19 protein-coding genes are annotated in these 17,738 nt (G+C 71.2%); 1 reads left to right on the top strand and 18 read right to left on the bottom strand.

The window, feature by feature from the left end; genetic code table 11:
* Positions 1-39: 39 nt before the first annotated feature.
* The 7 genes from argF to ACGGCP_RS10630 all read right to left on the bottom strand — a co-directional run bounded on the left by argF (position 40) and on the right by ACGGCP_RS10630 (position 7,197).
* On the bottom strand, positions 40-963 hold the full coding sequence (argF, locus tag ACGGCP_RS10660; RefSeq protein WP_392964032.1) for an ornithine carbamoyltransferase: 924 nt from the start codon (positions 961-963) through the stop codon (positions 40-42).
* A complete protein-coding gene (locus ACGGCP_RS10655) occupies positions 960-2,162 on the bottom strand; it encodes an acetylornithine transaminase (protein WP_392964029.1) in 1,203 nt (400 codons plus the stop codon). Before ACGGCP_RS10655 ends, argF begins: the two co-directional genes overlap by 4 nt.
* On the bottom strand, positions 2,159-3,064 hold the full coding sequence (argB, locus tag ACGGCP_RS10650) for an acetylglutamate kinase (protein WP_392964026.1): 906 nt from the start codon (positions 3,062-3,064) through the stop codon (positions 2,159-2,161). Before argB ends, ACGGCP_RS10655 begins: the two co-directional genes overlap by 4 nt.
* Positions 3,061-4,215: a bifunctional glutamate N-acetyltransferase/amino-acid acetyltransferase ArgJ gene (gene argJ, locus ACGGCP_RS10645; RefSeq protein WP_392964024.1), complete on the bottom strand. Its 1,155-nt coding sequence runs from the start codon at positions 4,213-4,215 to the stop codon at positions 3,061-3,063. The genes argB and argJ overlap by 4 nt, the downstream gene beginning before the upstream one ends.
* Positions 4,212-5,225 carry an N-acetyl-gamma-glutamyl-phosphate reductase gene (gene argC / locus ACGGCP_RS10640; RefSeq protein ID WP_392964021.1) on the bottom strand — a complete coding sequence of 338 codons (1,014 nt, stop codon included), beginning with the start codon at positions 5,223-5,225 and terminating at the stop codon, positions 4,212-4,214. Before argC ends, argJ begins: the two co-directional genes overlap by 4 nt.
* A 173-nt stretch (positions 5,226-5,398) precedes the next feature.
* A complete protein-coding gene (locus ACGGCP_RS10635) occupies positions 5,399-6,040 on the bottom strand; it encodes a response regulator (protein WP_392964018.1) in 642 nt (213 codons plus the stop codon).
* Positions 6,037-7,197, bottom strand: a complete 1,161-nt coding sequence (locus tag ACGGCP_RS10630; protein ID WP_392964017.1) for a sensor histidine kinase — start codon at positions 7,195-7,197, stop codon at positions 6,037-6,039. The genes ACGGCP_RS10635 and ACGGCP_RS10630 overlap by 4 nt, the downstream gene beginning before the upstream one ends.
* Positions 7,198-7,313: 116 nt before the next feature.
* Between ACGGCP_RS10630 and ACGGCP_RS10625 the strand changes: the two genes are divergently transcribed.
* On the top strand, positions 7,314-7,724 hold the full coding sequence (locus ACGGCP_RS10625) for a YrdB family protein (protein ID WP_392964014.1): 411 nt from the start codon (positions 7,314-7,316) through the stop codon (positions 7,722-7,724).
* Here the strand turns inward: ACGGCP_RS10625 and ACGGCP_RS10620 are convergent.
* The 11 genes from ACGGCP_RS10620 to ACGGCP_RS10570 form a co-directional block, all read right to left on the bottom strand.
* Positions 7,721-8,167, bottom strand: coding sequence for a DUF4190 domain-containing protein (locus tag ACGGCP_RS10620; RefSeq protein WP_392964013.1), 447 nt, complete (start codon positions 8,165-8,167; stop codon positions 7,721-7,723). The two genes, ACGGCP_RS10625 and ACGGCP_RS10620, sit on opposite strands and share 4 nt — an antisense overlap.
* A gap of 28 nt (positions 8,168-8,195) precedes the next feature.
* Complete coding sequence (locus ACGGCP_RS10615) at positions 8,196-8,906, bottom strand: phosphatase PAP2 family protein (protein WP_392964010.1); 711 nt, start codon at positions 8,904-8,906, stop codon at positions 8,196-8,198.
* A 1-nt stretch (position 8,907) separates the two neighbouring features.
* A complete protein-coding gene (locus ACGGCP_RS10610; protein WP_392964008.1) occupies positions 8,908-9,285 on the bottom strand; it encodes a DUF4190 domain-containing protein in 378 nt (125 codons plus the stop codon).
* Between the two features lie 55 nt (positions 9,286-9,340).
* Complete coding sequence (locus tag ACGGCP_RS10605; RefSeq protein WP_392964005.1) at positions 9,341-10,933, bottom strand: penicillin-binding transpeptidase domain-containing protein; 1,593 nt, start codon at positions 10,931-10,933, stop codon at positions 9,341-9,343.
* Positions 10,934-11,068: 135 nt separating this feature from the next.
* Positions 11,069-13,534: a phenylalanine--tRNA ligase subunit beta gene (pheT, locus tag ACGGCP_RS10600; protein WP_392964002.1), complete on the bottom strand. Its 2,466-nt coding sequence runs from the start codon at positions 13,532-13,534 to the stop codon at positions 11,069-11,071.
* Between the two features lie 3 nt (positions 13,535-13,537).
* On the bottom strand, positions 13,538-14,599 hold the full coding sequence (pheS, locus tag ACGGCP_RS10595; protein ID WP_392963999.1) for a phenylalanine--tRNA ligase subunit alpha: 1,062 nt from the start codon (positions 14,597-14,599) through the stop codon (positions 13,538-13,540).
* A 143-nt stretch (positions 14,600-14,742) separates the two neighbouring features.
* Positions 14,743-15,552, bottom strand: a complete 810-nt coding sequence (locus ACGGCP_RS10590; RefSeq protein WP_392963997.1) for a TrmH family RNA methyltransferase — start codon at positions 15,550-15,552, stop codon at positions 14,743-14,745.
* Positions 15,553-15,936 (bottom strand): 50S ribosomal protein L20, encoded by a 384-nt coding sequence (gene rplT / locus ACGGCP_RS10585; RefSeq protein WP_208494137.1) that lies wholly within the window; start codon positions 15,934-15,936, stop codon positions 15,553-15,555.
* Positions 15,937-15,988: 52 nt separating this feature from the next.
* Entirely contained in the window at positions 15,989-16,183 is a 195-nt protein-coding gene (gene rpmI / locus ACGGCP_RS10580; RefSeq protein WP_208494136.1) for a 50S ribosomal protein L35, read from the bottom strand.
* An 82-nt stretch (positions 16,184-16,265) separates the two neighbouring features.
* Entirely contained in the window at positions 16,266-16,919 is a 654-nt protein-coding gene (gene infC, locus ACGGCP_RS10575) for a translation initiation factor IF-3 (protein WP_392965078.1), read from the bottom strand.
* 338 nt (positions 16,920-17,257) lie between these two features.
* The gene (locus ACGGCP_RS10570) at positions 17,258-17,725 is read right to left on the bottom strand and encodes a PH domain-containing protein (RefSeq protein WP_392963994.1); all 468 of its coding nucleotides are present in this window, start codon (positions 17,723-17,725) and stop codon (positions 17,258-17,260) included.
* Between the last annotated feature and the right edge of the window lie 13 nt (positions 17,726-17,738).

Below are 17,738 nucleotides of genomic sequence, written 5' to 3'. Positions count from 1 at the left end.
CGCTCCGGTCCGGTGAACGGCGGGCGGGCGGGTGCGGGCTCATCGCTGTTCCCTGAGGAGCCAGGCGAGGAGGGCCTTCTGGGCGTGGAGGCGGTTCTCGGCCTGGTCGAACACGCGCGAGCGCGGGCCGTCCATCACCTCGTCGGTGATCTCCTCGCCGCGGTGGGCGGGGAGGCAGTGGAGGACGATCGAGTCCGGGGCGGCGTGCGCGAGGAGTTCGGCGTTGAGCTGGTACGGGGTGAGCTCGGCGATGCGCTTCTCGTTGTCGGCCATGCCCATCGAGACCCACGCGTCGGTGGAGACGACGTCGGCGCCGGAGACGGCCTCGACCGGGTCGGCGGTGACGAGCACCGAGCCGCCGGTCTCGGCGTTGATCTCGGCCGCGCGGGCCAGGACCTCGGGGGCGGGCTGGTAGCCCGCGGGGGCGCCGACGCGGACGTGCATCCCGGCCATGGAGCAGGCGATCACGGTCGAGTTGCCCATGTTGAACGCGGCGTCGCCGAGGTAGGCGATGCTGGTGCCCTTGAGCTCCTTGTGCTCCGCGATGGTCTGGAGGTCGGCGAGGAGCTGGCAGGGGTGCCAGCCGTCGGTGAGCGCGTTGACGACCGGGACGCTCGCGTGGGCGGCGAGCTCCTCGATCCGGTCGTCGCCGAAGGTGCGGATCACGATCGCGCTGACGTACCGCGAGAGGACCCGGGCGGTGTCCGAGACGGTCTCGCCGCGGCCGAGCTGGGTGGACTGGGCGTCGATGACGACCGAGTGCCCGCCGAGCTCGGCGATGCCGATGTCGAACGAGAGGCGGGTCCGGGTGGAGGGCTTCTCGAAGACGACCGCGACGGACTTGGGGCCCGCGAGCGCGGGGTAGCCGTGGCGGTCGCCCTTCATCTTCGCGGCGAGGTCGAGGACTTCGGCCTGCTGCGCGACGGTGAGGTCGTCGTCCTTGAGGAAGTGCTTTACGGTCACGGTCGACCTCCCGGGGCCGGAAGAACGGTGTCGAGGGCGGCGGTGAGCTTGTCGCAGAAGGCGTCCAGCTCCGACTCGGTGATGGTGAGCGCGGGCGCGATCCGGATCGTGTCGGGCCGGGGCGCGTTGGCGAGGACGCCGAGGCCGATCAGCTCGGCGACGACGTCGCCCGCGACGGGCTCGGTGAGGGCGATGCCCCGCCACAGGGCCTGGCCGCGGATCTCGGTGGCCCTGGGGTCGCCGCCGATCCGGGCGTCGAGGCGGCGGCCGAGGTCGAGCACGTTCTCGAAGAGGTGCTCGCGTTCGATGGTGTCGATGACGGCCAGCGCGGCGGCGCACGCGATCGGGTTGCCGCCGAAGGTGGAGCCGTGGACGCCGGGCGTGAACGCGGCGGCGACGCCGGCCCCCGCGAGCATCGCGCCGATGGGGACGCCGCCGCCGAGGCCCTTGGCGAGGGTGATGATGTCGGGTTCGACGTTCTCGGCGTGGTGGGCGAACCAGGCGCCGGTGCGGCCGAAGCCGGACTGGATCTCGTCGACGACGAGGAGCGCGCCCGCGGCTGCGGTGATCTCCCTTGCGGCCGTGAGGTAGCCGGGGGCGGCGGTGACGACGCCGCCTTCGCCCTGGATCGGCTCCAGGAAGACCGCGGCGGTCTCGTCGTCCACTGCGGCCTTCAGGGCGTCGACGTCGCCGAAGGGCACGAACTCGGCGTTGCGGCCGAGCGGCTCGAAGGGCTTCCTGATGGCGGCCTTGCCGGTGATGGAGAGCGCGCCGAGGGTGCGGCCGTGGAAGCCGTTCTCGGCGGCGACGATCTTGGTCCGGCCGGTCTCGGCGCCGTTGAGGAGCGCGAGCTTGAGCGCGGCCTCGTTGGCCTCGGTGCCGGAGTTGCAGAGGAACACCTTGCCGTCGAGCTGGGCCAGGTCGAGGAGCTTCTCGGCGAGCTCGACCTCCTTCTCGTGCAGGAAGAGGTTCGAGGTGTGGGCGAGCCGGGCGGCCTGGGTGCTGACGGCCTCGACGAGCGCGGGGTGGTTGTGCCCGAGGCTGGAGACGGCGATGCCGCCGATCATGTCGAGGTACGTGTTGCCGTCCACGTCGGTGAGGTAGCGGCCCTCGCCTTCGCGCAGGACCACGGGCGGGAGCCCGTAGTTGCCCATGAGGAAGGTGGAGAACCGGGTCTTGATCTCGTCAGAGTAGGTCATTTCGACTCCTGGACCATGGTGCCGACGCCGTCGGTCGTGAAGATCTCCAGCAGGGTGGAGTGGGGGACGCGCCCGTCGATGACGTGCGCCTGCGGGACGCCGCCTTTGACCGCGCGGAGGCAGGCCTCCATCTTGGGGACCATGCCCGCCTGGAGCGAGGGCAGCATGTCGGCGAGCTTGTCCGTGGTGACCTGCCGCAGGAGCGAGTCCTTGTCCGGCCAGTTCTCGTAGAGGCCTTCGACGTCGGTGAGGACGATGAGCTTCTGCGCGCCGAGGGCCTCGGCGAGCGCGGCGGCGGCGGTGTCGGCGTTGAGGTTGTAGAGGACGCCTTCGTGGTCGAGGGCCACAGTGGAGACGACGGGGATGCGCCCGGCGGCGATGAGGTCGTCCACGGCGGCGGTGTTGACGGAGGCGACGTCGCCGACGCGGCCCACGTCGACCCGTTCGCCGTCCACGTCGGCCCAGCGGCGCTTGGCGGTGAACAGCTGGGCGTCCTCGCCGGACATGCCGACGGCGAACGGCCCGTGGTTGTTGATGAGCCCCACCAGTTCCCGGCCGACCTGGCCGACCAGGACCATCCGGACCACGTCGGCGGCCTCGGGGGTGGTGACGCGCAGGCCGCCCTTGAACTCGGAGGCGATGTTCAGCTTCTCGAGCATGGAGGAGATCTGCGGGCCGCCGCCGTGCACGACGACGGGCTTGATGCCGACGTAGTGCAGGAACACCATGTCGGCGGCGAACGCGGCCTGCAGCTCGGGGTTGATCATGGCGTTGCCGCCGTACTTGACCACCACGATGGAACCGGTGAAGCGCTTGAGCCACGGCAGGGCCTCGATCAGGGTCTCGGCTTTGCCGAGGGCCTTCTGGAGGTGGGGTGCGAGGTCGTCTGTCAGGCTGCTCATGTGCTGTAGGCCGAATTCTCGTGAACGTAGTCGTGGGACAGGTCGTTGGTCCAGATGGTCGCGGACGCGGCGCCGTTGTGGAGCTCGATGTCGATCTTCACCTCGCGGCCCTTGAGGTCGACGAGGTCGCGCGGTTCGCCCGCGGCGCCGGCCTTGCAGATCCACACGCCGTTGACGGCCACGTCGACCGCGTCGGCGTCGAAGGGCGCCTTGGAGGTGCCGACGGCGGCGAGGATGCGGCCCCAGTTCGGGTCGGAGCCGAACAGGGCGGTCTTGACGAGGTTGTCGCGGGCGACGCAGCGGGCGACCTCGACGGCGTCGTCCTCGGTGGCCGCGCCGGACACGGTGATCTCCACGTCCTTCGTGGAGCCTTCGGCGTCCGTGAGGAGCTGGTGCGCGAGGTCCTTGCAGACCTTGGTGAGCACGGAGATGAACTCGTCCGCCTCGGCCTCGACGCCGGAGGCGCCGGAGGCGAGGAGGAGCACGGTGTCGTTGGTGGACATCGAGCCGTCGGAGTCGAGCCGGTCGAACGAGTAGCGGCAGGCGGTGCCGAGCGCGGTGTCCGCGAGCGGCCGGTCGACCACGGCGTCGGTGGTGATGACGACGAGCATCGTGGCGAGGCCGGGGGCGAGCATGCCCGCGCCCTTGGCGATGCCGCCGACGGTCCAGCCAGCGTCCGTGGTGACCGCGAAGTTCTTGGCCACGGTGTCGGTGGTCATGATCGCGTTCGCGGCCTGGACGCCGCCGTCCTGGGAGAGCGCGGCCGCGGCCGCCTCGACGCCGGGGAGGATCTTGTCCATCGGCAGCTGCTCGCCGATGAGCCCGGTCGAGCAGACCGCGATCTCGACGGCGCCGCAGCCGAGGACCTCGGCGGTCTTCTCGGCGGTGGCGTGCGTGTTCTGGAAGCCCTCGGGACCGGTGCAGGCGTTCGCGCCGCCGGAGTTGAGGATCACGGCCTTGAGCTGACCGGTGGTGAGGACCTGCTGGGTCCACTTGACCGGGGCGGCCTTGACGCGGTTGCCGGTGAAGCGGCCCGCGGCGACCTGCAGCGGGCCCTCGTTCACGACGAGCGCCATGTCCGGGTTGCCGGAGGCCTTGAGCCCGGCGGTGACGCCGGACGCCTTGAAGCCTTTGGGGGTCGTCACGGTCACGGTGCCACTCCGTTCACGGTGAGGCCCGCGGCCTCGGGGAGGCCGAGCATGAGGTTGGCGCACTGCACGACCTGCGCGGCGGCGCCCTTGCCGAGGTTGTCGATCGCCGAGGTGACGATGATCCGGCCGGAGTCCTTGTCCACGGTGCCCTGGAGCTGGACGGCGTTGGTGCCGTAGGTGGCGGCCGTGGTCGGCCACTGGCCCTCGCGCAGGACGTGCACGAAGTGCTCGCCGTCGTAGGCCTTCACCAGCGCCGCGTGGACGTCGGCGGCCGCGACTTCGGCGGTCGCCTTCGCGGTCACCGTGGAGATGATGCCGCGCGGCATCGGGGCGAGCAGCGGCGTCATCGAGATCGAGGCGGCGCCGGTGGCCTGCTTGATCTCGGGGACGTGCTGGTGCGCGCCGACCTTGTAGGCGCTCATCGAGCCCATGACCTCGCTGGCGAGGAGGTTCTTCTTGGGGGCGTTGCCCGCGCCGGAGGTGCCGGAGGCGGCGACGACCACCACGTCCTCGGGCGAGGCGATCCCCGCGTCGAGGAGCGGCCGGAGGGCGAGGATCGTGGCGACGGCGTAGCAGCCGGTCGCGGCGACCCGGGTCGCGGCCGTGATCTGCTCACGCTGGCCGGGCAGCTCGGGCAGGCCGTAGGTCCAGGTCCCGGCGTGCGGGCCGGGGTAGTAGGCCTCCCACTGGGCGGACGATGCGAGCCGGTGGTCGGCTCCGAGGTCTACGATCTTCTGGTCCGCCGGGAGCTGGGCGGCGAGCGCGGCGGACTGGCCGTGCGGCAGCGTCATGATGACCAGGTCGGCCTCGTCGAAGGCCTCCGGGCTGGTCGGGGTGAAGCGTCGGTCGCCGTAAGCGGTGAGGTGGGGGTGGACTGCGGTGATGTACTCACCGGCGTTGCTGTGCGCGCCCGCGGCGACGACGTCGAGCTGCGGGTGGTCGGCGAGCAGCCGGAGCACCTCGCCCCCGGCGTAGCCGCTGGCGCCCGCCACGGCGACCTGATAAGTCACTGGAAACCTCCATGCTGAATGACTATGCAGAGTACTGTATCAGCATTCAGGTCATGCGGCGCACGCCTATACCGGAGGTTGGGACACGATCACCGCCCCGACATCGTCTGAGCTCAGCGGGCCTGCTCGCGGGCGACCGCCGAGCGCTGGCCGCCAGACGCCCCGCCATCAGCTCAGCGGACCTGCTCGCGAGCAAAGATGGCCGCTTGTACGCGGCTGGCCAGGCCCAGCTTCGCGAGGACGCGCGTGACGTGCGACTTCACCGTGGCCTCGGCCATCCCGAGTTCGCCCGCGATCTCCGCGTTCGACATGCCCTCGCCGATGAGCGCGAGCACCTCGGTCTCGCGCGGCGTGAGGTTCGCGAGCCCGGCCGTGTCGACCTCGATCGGGGCGTACGCCGGCCTGGAGCGCGCGAACTCGGCGATGAGGCCGCGCGTGACCGCCGGGGAGATCAGCCCGTCTCCGCGCGCCACCGTGCGCACCGCCTCGACCAGAGTCTCGGCGTCGGCGTCCTTGAGCATGAACCCGCTCGCGCCCGCCCGGAGCGCGTCGAACACGTTCTCGTCGTCGCCGTAGCTCGTCAGCACCAGCACGTCCGCGACGCCGCGCAGCTCGGCCGCCGCCGCGATGCCGTCCTTGCGCGGCATCCGGATGTCCATCACGACCACGTCCGGCCGCAGCTCCCCCGCGAGCGCGACCGCCTCGACGCCGTCGGCGGCCTCGCCGACCACCTCGATGTCGTCGGCGCTGTCGAGCAGCATCCGCAGCCCGGCGCGGACCGCCGCGTGGTCGTCGGCGAGCAGAACCCTTGTCATGCAATGCCTCCCGTGGGGATCTCCGCGCAGACCATCCATCGGTCGCCCTCCAGCCCGGCGTGCACCTTACCTCCCAATAGCCGGACCCGTTCCGTCATGCCCACCAGGCCAGCGCCGCCGCTCGGCACCGGCTCGGCGTCACGGTTCAACGCGTTCTCGACCCGCACGGTCAGGCGCTCGGACTCGAACCCGATCACCACCGAGGCGTCAGAGCCGTACTTGAGCGCGTTCGTCAGCGCCTCCTGCACCAGCCGGTACACCGTCAGCTCGACCTCTCCCGGCAGCTTCGGCTGGGGCCCTTCGACTTCGAAGTCAACTTTCAACCCGACGGCGCGGATGCGCTCGACGAGCCCCGGCACCTGGTCGATCCGGTACGAGGCGAGCTCCTCGCCCTCGTCCCCGGCGCGCAGCAGCCCGATGATCCGCCGCAGCTCCGCCAGGCCCTCCACCGAACTGGAGCGGATCGCGGCCACCGACGTGCGCATCGTCGCCTCGTCGAGGTCCTTGCGGGCCTGGAGCGCCGTGGACTGCAACGCGATCGCCGACAGGTAGTTCGCGACCGTGTCGTGCAGCTCGCGGGCCATGAGCGTGCGCTCGCGCAGCACCGCCTCGCGGCGGCGCACCTCGGCGAGGCCCTCGGCCTGCTCCGCCCGTTCCCGCTCGAGGTTGGCGCGGTCGTGCGCCTGCCGCACGATGATGCCGGTGGCCACCGGCGACAAGAGCACGACCGCGGCGATCGCGAGATTGCTCATGAGCTGGCCCGGGTTCGCGCCGTCGAGGTACGACAGGACGCCCAGCAGCACCACGCCGCCGACGACCGCCGCCACGAGGCCGCGGACCCTCCTGCGCGGCCCGTAGCGCGCGAACGAGTACAGGTTGTCCGTGTAGACCGCGACCGTCGCCAGCGTGAGGCCGATGACGATCTCCGCGGCGAACCCCAGCGTCCCGACCGCCAGGCACCAGCCGGGCGCGGCCCGCCGGATCACCACGCCGAGGCACACGAGCGCCAGCGGCACGAAGCGCACCGCGAGCGGCACGTCCCGGTACGGCTCGAACCCGCCGAGGCCGATCATGAGCGCGCCCACCGTGAACAGGAGCGCCGCCGCTATGGCGTCGCCGCGTCTGACGCGGCTGAGGAGACCCGGTGGACTTGTCATGCGCCAATCACATCATGTCCGCGCCGCGGTGCCATCGGTCTCGTTGCGTATCCCGGCATCCGACTTTGGTCGTACCCGGCTCAGCGCCGGAGCGTACGGGACGCCATCATGGACCCGTGCCCCAAACTGAAAAGCCCTCGAACACGCCCCCCGAGCCCGAATGGGCCCGCTACACCGGACCAGTCCGCACCCTCGTGATCATCAACGCCCTCTTGGCGTTCGCCGTGGAGATGGCGATGTTCGCCTTCGTCGGCTGGTGGGCGCTCGCCCTCGACCTGCCCTGGTGGGCGCGCGTCCTGGTCGCGGTCGCGGCCGTCGGCGGGCTCATCGCGATGTGGGGCGCGTTCGCCGCGCCCCGGGCCCGCTTCATCCTGCCGACGCCGGCGGTCGTGGCCGTCAAGGTGTTCGCGTTCGCGTGCGGGGCGCTGGCCCTGTGGGGCCTCGGCTTCCCGCTCGCGGCCGTCGCGTTCGCGGTACTGACGGCTGCGAACCTCACCGTCACGACCTATGTCAGGCTGCGCCCCTAAACGACACTGGCGAGCAGCCTGATCGCCCAGGTCGGGTCGTCCGTGGGCCAGTCGGTCTGCCAGTCGCCGTTCTCGATCTCGTTCACCGCCGCGCCGAAGAACGCGAACATCGCGATGTAGTAGGCGATCCAGCCGATCGTCGCCGCGACGCCGATCCAGCCGAGCACGACTCCGGCCGTGGCCATGCCGTCGCCCTGCTCGCCGGTCTCCCTGATCTGGCGCTTCGCGATGTTGCCGAAGATGAGTGCAAGGATGCCCAGCGGGCTGCACACGCCGACGATGCCGACGACCATGGCTGCGATCGCCATGCCGTTCGTCGGACGCGGCGGCACGTACGGGTAGCCGTACGGCGGGTACTGCGGCGGGTAGGGCGCGTACGGCGGCGGCGGGGCGGGCTGCTGCGCCGGGGGCTGCTGCTCGGAGTACGGGTCGGGCACGGTCATCGGGGGCACCTCTCAGGAAGAACTGCCTTCAGCCTAAGTGCTCGGAGCCAGTCCCCTGTGCCCTCGCGTCCTCGGCGACGCCGATCGCGGCGCTTTCCCGAAGGGCCCGTTCGCGGTCGAGCAGCGGCGCGAGCGCCCACCAGGTGAAGACGGCGACGGCCGCGCCGGTGGCGGCGCCCGCGACGGTGTCGGTCAGCCAGTGCGCGTGCTGCCAGTTGCGGGCGAGCATCATCGCGAGCGTCGACAGGACCGCGACCGGCCACCAGCGCCGCAGGTGCCGGGCGGGCACGAACAGGACGCCGACGACGACCACCATGGCGGCCATGCGGGAGCTGTGTCCGGACGGGAACGCCCAGGAGCCGGTGTCCACCATGATGTCGAGCGGGCGCGGCCGCTCCGCCGCGGCCTTGACGAGGTCGGTGACGATCTTGGTCGCGACGACGGCTGCGACCGCGTAGACCGCCGAACGCCAGCGCCGCATCGCGAGCAGGGCGATCACGGCGACCGCGCCGATCGCGACCCCGAGTTCGGCCCCGAGCAGGTTGAAGAAGTCCGCGACGTGCCACAGCAGGCCGCTCTCGGGCCCGCCGACGAGCCCGTTCCACCAGTCGTCGAGGCCCTGCCACGGCGGCCCCTCCGGGTCGGCGCGGACCCAGAGCGCGTCGCCGAGGACCGCCAGCGGCACCGCGACCGACAGGACCAGGAGGAGCCGCGACCGCGGGAAGCCGTTGGGGGTCAACTCAGTAGGTGGAGTAGTCGGAGACGGCGTCGGCGGCGCCGATGATCGCGGTGATCACGACGATGAAGTAGGCGATCCACACGAGGGTGAAGGCGATGCCGATCCAGCCGAGGATGCGTCCGGCCTTGGCCATCGGGCGGCCGATGCCCATCCCCATGTTGATCTCCCGTTCGGCGTTCTTGCCGAGCACGAGCGGGATGATGCCGAGCAGGCCCGTGCAGAACAGCACGCCGGTCACGAGGGCGGCGACGGCCTTGCCGTTGAGCTCCACGCCGACCTGCTGCTGCGGGTAGCCGGGGGCCGCGGGCATGGGTGGCGGGGGCGGCTGCATCCCCGGCGGCTGGGAGGGCTGCTGCTGGGCGTACGGGTCGAAGGTCATCGGGGCTCCTCAGGACGTCGGGCGGTGTTCGCGCACGCACCGTAGCATTTCCGGTTCAGCAGAACGGCGGCCATGCGCACTCGGAGGTGGTGGGCTCGTCGGGTTCCGAGGAGGTCGTCGGCTCCGGTTCGGGTTCGGAGGAGGTGGGGTCGGGGTCGGGTTCGGGCTCCTCTGTGGTGTCGTCGGGCGAGGGGGAGTCGGAGGCGCTCGGCGAGGAGGACTCGGCGCCGCAGCCCTCGGCGTCGGGGTTGGCCTCGCAGTAGGCGCTGTCGGGGTCGATCTGGCCGTCGTCGCCGACGATGTCGTCGGTGAGGTCCTCGCCTTCGCCGGACGCGCCGGGCAGCTGCTCGGCCTCGTAGTCGTTGGTCTCGATGGCGGTGTCGATGACGTTGCGCCACAGCGACACCCCGCCGTCGGCGGCGGCCTCCCCGTTGGCCCAGGCGGCGACGCTCAGCTGCGGTATCGCGCCGACGAACCAGGACTGGGTGGTCTCGCCGTGGTAGTCGGCGCCGACGCCGAAGAAGTCGCGGTCCTCGATGGCCTCGGCCTCGCCGAGGCCGAGGAACTGGAGGTCCTGGGCGGTGGTCTCGGCGACGGCCTGCTCGGTGGCGACCTCCTGCGCGGGCGGGACCTCGTCGTCGCCGGGGTCGATGACGCGCTCGATGAAGTGGGTGTCGGCCTGGAGGCCGCCCGCGGCGATGGTGGCGTAGACGCCCGCCATGTCGACGACGCTCACGGGGTAGGCGCCGAAGTCGGCGGCTTCGAGGCCCCCGTACTCCCCCGCAGCCAGGTCGTAGACCGTGCCCTCGCCGTCGGCGATGGTCTTGAGCCCCATGCCCTTCGCGGTCTCGAGGACCGCGTCGACGCCGTACTTCTCGGCGACGGCGTCCATCGCGCCGGTCCGGGACTCCTGGACGGCGGTGGCGAGCGTGACGTCGGTTTCCTGGTCGCTCCACCAGGACTCGATCGAGGCGCCCGCTTCGAGCGCGGTCGCGGCGGTGATCATGTCGAACACTGAGGACGGCGGGTGCGGGGCGGAGGCGCCGATCTGGTCGGTGCCGGAGGTCTGCTCGGCCCCGTAGTAGCAGCGCACCGCGCCGGTGCCGGGTTCGACGGCGACAACCCCGGCTTCGCCGGGGGTCTGCTCGGCGGCTTCCTGCAGCTGCTTGTCGAGGGTGAGGACGACGCGGAGGCCGTCGGGCCGGGCGGCCTCGTCGTAGAGCTGGTCGGGGGTGAGGCCGTAGCGGGTCTCGAGTTCGGCGTTGATCTGCTCGGCCAGCGAGGGGTGCCGGTCGGCGAAGTCGCCGGGGAGGGCTTGGCCGCCCGCGTAGAGGAAGGCGGCGTCCTCCTGGTCGGCGCCGCCCGCGCCGCCGTCGGGGAGGTTGCCGAGCACGATCGACACGCCGATGGCGACGACGAGGCCGACGGCGCCCGCGACAGCGAGGTGGCGCCTGTTGCCCTTGAGGAGCCCGTCGAAGACGTGCGGGTCGACCTTGATGACCGAGAAGATGTTCGTGGCGTCCTTGCGCCGCATGCCGTTGTAGGTCGGATTGCCGGCACCGGCTCTGCGGTGGCCGGGCGAGCCGCCCTGCTGCGAGCCGGTCCGCCTCCGCCGCCTGCCGACGCGAGAGGGGTTCCCGTTATTCACACCACGTACCTTAAAAGGCGCGGACCATCCGCTATCCCCCGGCTCAGGCGTTACGGCCTGTAACTATCCGATTCGGACAAACAAATGGGGCGCCCCATCGCACCTGCGATGTTGCGCCCCAAGCGTTTTCGCTAGTTATTCACGAATGGCCGCGCCGAATCGCTCGGCGGCCACGGCCACTGCGGCGTCGCGCACGGCCACGCCCTCCTCGTTCGTGAGGGTCCGGTCGGCGGCGCGCAGCTCCAGCTTGAAGGCCAGGGACTTCCTGCCCTCGCCGAGCTTCGCGTCGCGGTAGACGTCGAACAGGCGCAGCGAGTCGAGCAGTTCGCCCGCGCCATCGCGCAGCGCCGCCTCGACCTCCCCGGCCGGGACGGCCTCGGCGACCACGACCGCCACGTCGATGAGCGTCGCCGGGAAGTGCGAGATCACGGGCGCGGGGTCCAGCTCCTGCAGCGGCAGGGCCGTCAGGTTCAGCTCCATCGCGGCGGTGCGCCGGGGCAGGCCCAGGCGCTCGCAGACCTCCGGGTGCAGTTCACCGGCGTGGCCGACGACGACGCCGTCCACGCGCAGCTCCGCGCACCGGCCCGGGTGCCACGGCGCGGCCTCCCCTTGGGCGGCTTCGAGCTGCACGCCCGCGGCCGCGGCCACGACCTCGGCGGCCTCGACCGCGTCGGCCCAGTCCACGGCCCGTCCGGGCGCGTCGACACCGGCCGGGACGGCCTGCCCGCACAGGACGGCCGCGACGTGGCGCGGCTGCACCGGCAGGCGGCGGATCGCGGCCGCGATGGCCTCGTCCGCAGGGCGCTTGGAGACCGGCAGCTCGACCACTTCGAGGTCGGACCAGCCCTCGGCGGGCTGGAAGACCAGGCCCTCCTCGAACACGGCGAGGTCCTTCGCGCCGCGCGCCAGGTTGAGCCGCACGGCGTTCACCAGGCTCGCGAGCACCGTCGTGCGCAGCAGCGGCGCGGCGTCGTCGAGCGGGTTGAGCACGGCGACGGCCTCGCGCTGCGGGTCCTTCTCGTCCAGGCCGAGCTCGTCGGCGCGGTCGCGCGAGACGAACGGGAACGTGTACGTCTCGGTGAACCCGTTGTCAGCCAAGGCGCGGGCCACGCGGCGGCGGCGGCGCTGCGAGGACGTCAGGCCGGTCCCGGCGATCGCGCGCGGGATGCTCGACGGGATGTGGCCGTAGCCGTGCAGGCGGGCCACCTCCTCGACGAGGTCGGCCGGGTCGGTCAGGTCCGGACGCCACGAAGCGGGCGTCACGGTCAGGACCTCGTCGCCCTCCACAGTGCATCCGGCCGCTTCGAGCATCGACACCACAGTGGCGCGGTCGTAGTCGACGCCGATGGTCTTGGACGGCAGGTCGACAGGGATGGTGATCGGCGCGACCGGCTCCCGGTGGTCGATGTCCGCGACGGTCTCCACGAGGGTGCCGCCGCCGTACTCGACGAGGAGGTCGGCCGCGCGCTGGGCGGCGAGCAGCGTGATCCCGGAGTCGGCCCCGCGCTCGTAGCGCTTGGACGCCTCGGAGGTCAGCTTGTGCCGCCGCGAGGTGCGCGCGATCGAGGTCGGGTCCCAGTGCGCCGCTTCGATGAGCACGTTCCGGGTGGTCGGCCCGACCTCGGAGGTCTGGCCGCCCATGACGCCCGCGAGCGAGAGCGGGCCGGTCCCGTCGGTGATGACCATGTCCTCGGGGTCGAGCTTGCGTTCGACATCGTCCAGGGTCTTCAGGGTCTCGCCCGCCTTCGCGCGGCGCACGACCATGACGTCCTCGAGGGCGTCGCGGTCGAACGCGTGCAGCGGGTGCCCCAGTTCGAGCATGAGGTAGTTCGTGACGTCCACGGCCAGGCCCAGCGGGCGCATCCCGGCCTGGGTGAGCCGCTTGGCCATCCACTCCGGCGACTCCGCGTTCGCGTCCACGTCGCGCACCTCGCGCAGCGTGAACCGCGTGCAGCCGTCGGTCTCGACCCGCACCGGGTAGGGCGGCTCGGCGGTCGCGGCGGGCTCGGCGGCCTTCGCGGCCGGGTCCGTGAACGCGACGCCGAGGCGGTGCGCGACCTCGCGGGCGATGCCGCGCACGGAGAAGCAGTACCCCATGTCAGGGGTGATGGCCAGCTCGAACACCACGTCGTCGAGGCCGACGAGCGGACGCGCGTCGGCGCCGACCTCGCCCTCGGGGAGGACGATGATGCCCTCGTGGTCGTCGGAGACGCCGAGCTCGCGGGCCGAGCAGATCATGCCGTCCGAGAGGCGGCCGTAGGTCTTGCGCGAGCCGATCTTGAACCCGCCGGGCAGCTCCGCGCCCGGCAGCGCCACGACGACGAGGTCGCCTTCGGCGAAGTTCCGCGCGCCGCAGATGACCGAGCGGGGCTCGGCCTCGCCGACCTCCACCCAGCAGTGGCGGATCGGCTTCTTGAACTCGGTCAGCTCCTCGATGGAGGCGACGCGGCCGACCACGAGCGGGCCGGTCACGCGGCCGCGCAGGTCGTCGACCTCTTCGACCTCGAGCCCGGCCTCGACCAGGGCGGCGTCGAGCGCCTCCGTGGTCAGGTCGGCGGGCAGCGCGGCGTACTCGGCGAGCCAGGAAACGGGAATCCTCATCGTCTACTCCTCCACTCGCAGCCCGGCGGGGAACCGGACGTCGCCGTCGATGATGTCGCGCAGGTCGGTGATGCCGTGGCGCAGCATGAGCGCGCGCTCCACGCCCATCCCGAACGCGAAGCCCGAGTACACGTCGGGGTCGATCCCGCAGGCGCGCAGCACGCGCGGGTTGACCATGCCGCAGCCGCCCCACTCGATCCAGCGCGGCCCGTCCTTGTGCGCGGCGAACCAGACGTCGACCTCGGCGCTCGGCTCGGTGAACGGGAAGTACGAGGGGCGCAGGCGCGTGATCGCGTCGGGCCCGAAGACCGACTTCGCGAAGTGGTCGAGGGTGCCCTTGAGGTCGGCCATGGTGATGCCCTTGTCGACCACGAGGCCCTCGGTCTGGTGGAACACCGGCGAATGCGTCGCGTCGACCTCGTCGGTGCGGTACACGCGGCCGGGCGCCACGGTGTAGATCGGCGGCTCCTGCGTGAGCATGGTGTGGATCTGCACGGTCGAGGTGTGCGTGCGCAGCACCATGTTCGAGCCGTACCCGCCCTTGCCGTCGGCGATGTGGAAGGTGTCCATCATGGTCCGGGCCGGGTGGTCCGGGTGGATGTTGAGGGCGTCGAAGTTGAACCACTCGAGCTCGACCTCGGGGCCTTCGCCGATCTCGTAGCCCATGGCCACGAACAGGTCGGCGATGCGGTCCATCTGGACGTTGATCGGGTGGCGCGCGCCCGTGCGGCGGCGGGCCGTGCGGGCCGTGACGTCGACGGTCTCCTCGCGGAGGATCCGGGCGGCCTCGGCGGCCTTGAGGATCTCCTCGCGGGCCTCGAACAGGCCGGTGATCTCGGTGCGGGCGGCGTTGACGTTGCGCCCGGCCTCACCGCGCTCCTTGCCCGGGATCGAACCGATCGCCCTGCGGGCCAAGGACACCGGTGCCTTGTCGCCGAGCGTGGCGGACTTGGCGGCGGCGAGTTCCTCGAGGTTGGAGGCGGCCTCGATGATCGCGGCGGCGTCCTTGACGGCCCCGGCGAGGGCCTCGGGCTGGAGCAGGCCAGCCTCATTGTCTGTGGTCATTGCTCTCTCTCCTGGCGGGACCTTTAGGAGTCTAGAAAAGGCGCGCGGCTCGGCCGCAGCCCGCCAGAGAGGAAGTGGTCGACTAACGCCACAGCCCGCACCCGGCGGGCTGGATAAATTCGCGGTGGTCGACTGGCATGCCACTAGTCTACCGACTTGCGCTGCGCGGCGGCACTCGCATAAAGGCAGACCCCTGCGGCGACGGCGAGGTTGAGGCTCTCGGCCCTGCCCCAGATCGGGACGCCGACCTTGCGATGCGCGAGGGCGGCCGTGGCCTCGTCGAGGCCGTGGGCCTCGGACCCGAACAGCCACACCGTGGGCGCGGCGAGGTCGCCTGAGGCGTCCAGCGCGTACAGGTCCTCCCCGTCCGCGGCGGCGGCGAGGATCTGGGCGTGCGGGAACAGGTCGAGCGCGTCGCCGGTGTCGGCGGCGCGGACGACGGGCAGGTGGAACAGGCTCCCTGCGGAGGACCGGACGCACTTGCCGTTGTACGGGTCGACCGAGTCGGACCCGAAGACGACGCAGTCGGCTCCGGCCGCGTCGGCGGCGCGCAGGACCGTCCCGGCGTTGCCGGGGTCGGTGATGCCGTGGAGCACCGCGACCAGGGTCGCCTCTTCGGGGAGGCGCTGGTCGAGGAACTTGCAGACCGCGACGAGCCCTTGCGGGGTCACGGTCTCGGCCAGCGCGGCCAGGGCCTGGTCGGTGCACGGGTGCGCATAGGCGCCCGCGGCGACGGCCGCGTCGATCAGGTCCGAGTGGCGCTCGTCGGCGTCGGCGTCGTAGAACAGGTCCACGACGACGCCTGCGGCGATCGCCTCGCGGACGGCCTGCGGGCCCTCGGCGAGGAAGCGGCCGGTCTTGTCGCGCTCGCGGCGGCGCTGGAGCTTGCGGGCATTGACAACCCGGGACGATCGCGCGGTGAGCGCGTCCGTCCCGGGTTCGTCAAAATGCATTTACTGCTCGACCGGGGCGTTGACGTCCTCGGGGAGGGCCTTGCGGGCGACCTCGACGAGGGCGGTGAACGCCGCCGCGTCGTTGACGGCCAGCTCGGCGAGGATCTTGCGGTCCACCTCGACCTCGGCGAGGGACAGGCCCTGCATGAAGCGGTTGTAGGTGATGCCGTTCGCGCGCGCGGCGGCGTTGATGCGGGTGATCCACAGCTTGCGGAACTCGCGCTTGCGGTTCTTGCGGTCGCGGTACGAGTACGTGTACGAGTGGAGCAGCTGCTCCTTGGCCTTGCGGTACAGGCGCGAGCGCTGCCCGCGGTAGCCCTTGGCCTCTTCGAGTACGACGCGGCGCTTCTTCTTGGCGTTCACCGAACGCTTGACGCGTGCCACAGTTCAGTCTCCTTGCGTTTAAAGCGGATGGGAAGTCAAACGGAGTGCGGGCTTACTTGCCCAGCAGCTTCCGGACCTGCTTCTGGTCGGCGGGGGCGAGCTCGGTGCGTCCCTGCGCCTTGCGCTTGAAGCGACCGCTCTTGTGCTCCATGAGGTGGTTCTTGCCGGCGCTGCGGCGCATCAGCTTGCCGGAGCCGGTCACCTTGAACCGCTTCTTGGCACCGCTGTGGGTCTTCATCTTCGGCATCGTGCTTCTCCTCTGTGTTCAATGCCGGTCGGGGGCGGGCGCGCGGTGGCGCCCGCTTCCGGCCGGTGCGTAGTGCTCGGGGTCAGGCCTCGGGCTGCTGCTCGGCAGGCTCCGTGGTGGGCTGCTCCGCGGGTGCTTCCGCGGGGGCCTCGGCCGGAGCTTCGGCCGGGGCCGCTTCGGCCTGCTCGGCGTCGCCGCCGCGGCCCTTGCGTCCGCCTCCGCCGCCCTTGGCGATCTCGCCCTTGGGGCGGATCGGGGCGACGACCATGATCATGTTGCGGCCGTCCTGCTTGGCGGCCGATTCGATGATCGCGAGGTCGGCGAGCTCTTCCGCGAGCTTGTCCAGCAGGCGCCGGCCGAGCTCGGGACGCGACTGCTCGCGGCCGCGGAACATGATCGTGATCTTGACCTTGTCGCCGGCCGTGAGGAACCGCACGATGTGACCCTTTTTGGTCTCGTAGTCGTGCTTGTCGATCTTCGGCCGGAGCTTCATCTCTTTGATGACGGTCTGCTGCTGGTTGCGGCGCGACGCACGGGCCTTCTGAGCGGACTCGTACTTGTACTTGCCGTAGTCCATGAGCTTGCAGACCGGCGGACGGGCGGTGGGTGCGACTTCGACCAGGTCCAGGTCGACGTCGGCGGCCAGTTGCAGGGCTTTGTCGATCGACACGATGCCGACCTGTTCCCCTGCCGGGCCGACCAGGCGCACTTCCTTGGTCCGAATCTGGTCGTTAATGCGCAGATCGCTGATGGGGCCTCCTTGGTTCGCGATTCTCGCCGATGTCAACATCGGCGCCCCTGTGGCTGTTCCGGTCGTCGGGGCGGGAGCCCCGGCGGCTTGTCGTTGCAAGCGTGACCCAGCACAGGCCTCAGCGTGTGAGGTCCCCAAAAGAAAAGACCCCGGCATAGGCCAGGGTCCACTCCAAGGGCACGGCGATCATGTCGCCGTACGTGACCCGTTCACCTGTCGGATCCCCGTGAGGGGGTCCCGGCTGCGGGTGGGAGCTGGACTCCGCTTGCGGCACCGCTCGCCGTCCAGGACGGCTCGGTGCGATCGACACGCAATACTAGCACCTAGCTGCGGGACTGCTCCAAGAGCGCTCGCAGGTGTTTGACCGCCGCCACAGCCCGCTCTTTGTCGCTGACCTGGAGGGCCATGATCGACATCTCGTCGTCGTCCGCGAGTTCCACGGTGGCCCAAGTCATCTTGTCGGTGAAGTTGACCGCGGTGACGACCTGCCACGGGAAGTAGCGCTTGGAGGCGACGTTGGTCACCTCGATGCCCTTCGCGTCGGCGCGGACGCGCAGGCGCAGGAAGCTGAGACTGATGCCGGCGCCGATGACGCCGAGGCCGATCATGGCGGCCTGGTCGGGCCAGGTGATGGCGCCGCCCTCGAAGGTCTGGGCGCCGAGGGTGAAGGACAGGGCGGTGAAGCCGCCGAACGCGACGGCCGCGCCGATCCAGGCCCCGATGCGGGACTTGCGGGGCCGGTAGTCGAGTTGGCCCAGATCGCTCATGGTCTGCTCCTGCACGGTGGTCACGCCCACTCCTCCA

Source organism: Glycomyces sp. NPDC048151 (genome assembly GCF_043202775.1).
Lineage (GTDB): Bacteria > Actinomycetota > Actinomycetes > Mycobacteriales > Micromonosporaceae > Glycomyces.
The sequence above is the reverse complement of the archived record's forward strand: the minus strand, read 5'-3'. Positions and strand labels throughout refer to the sequence as shown.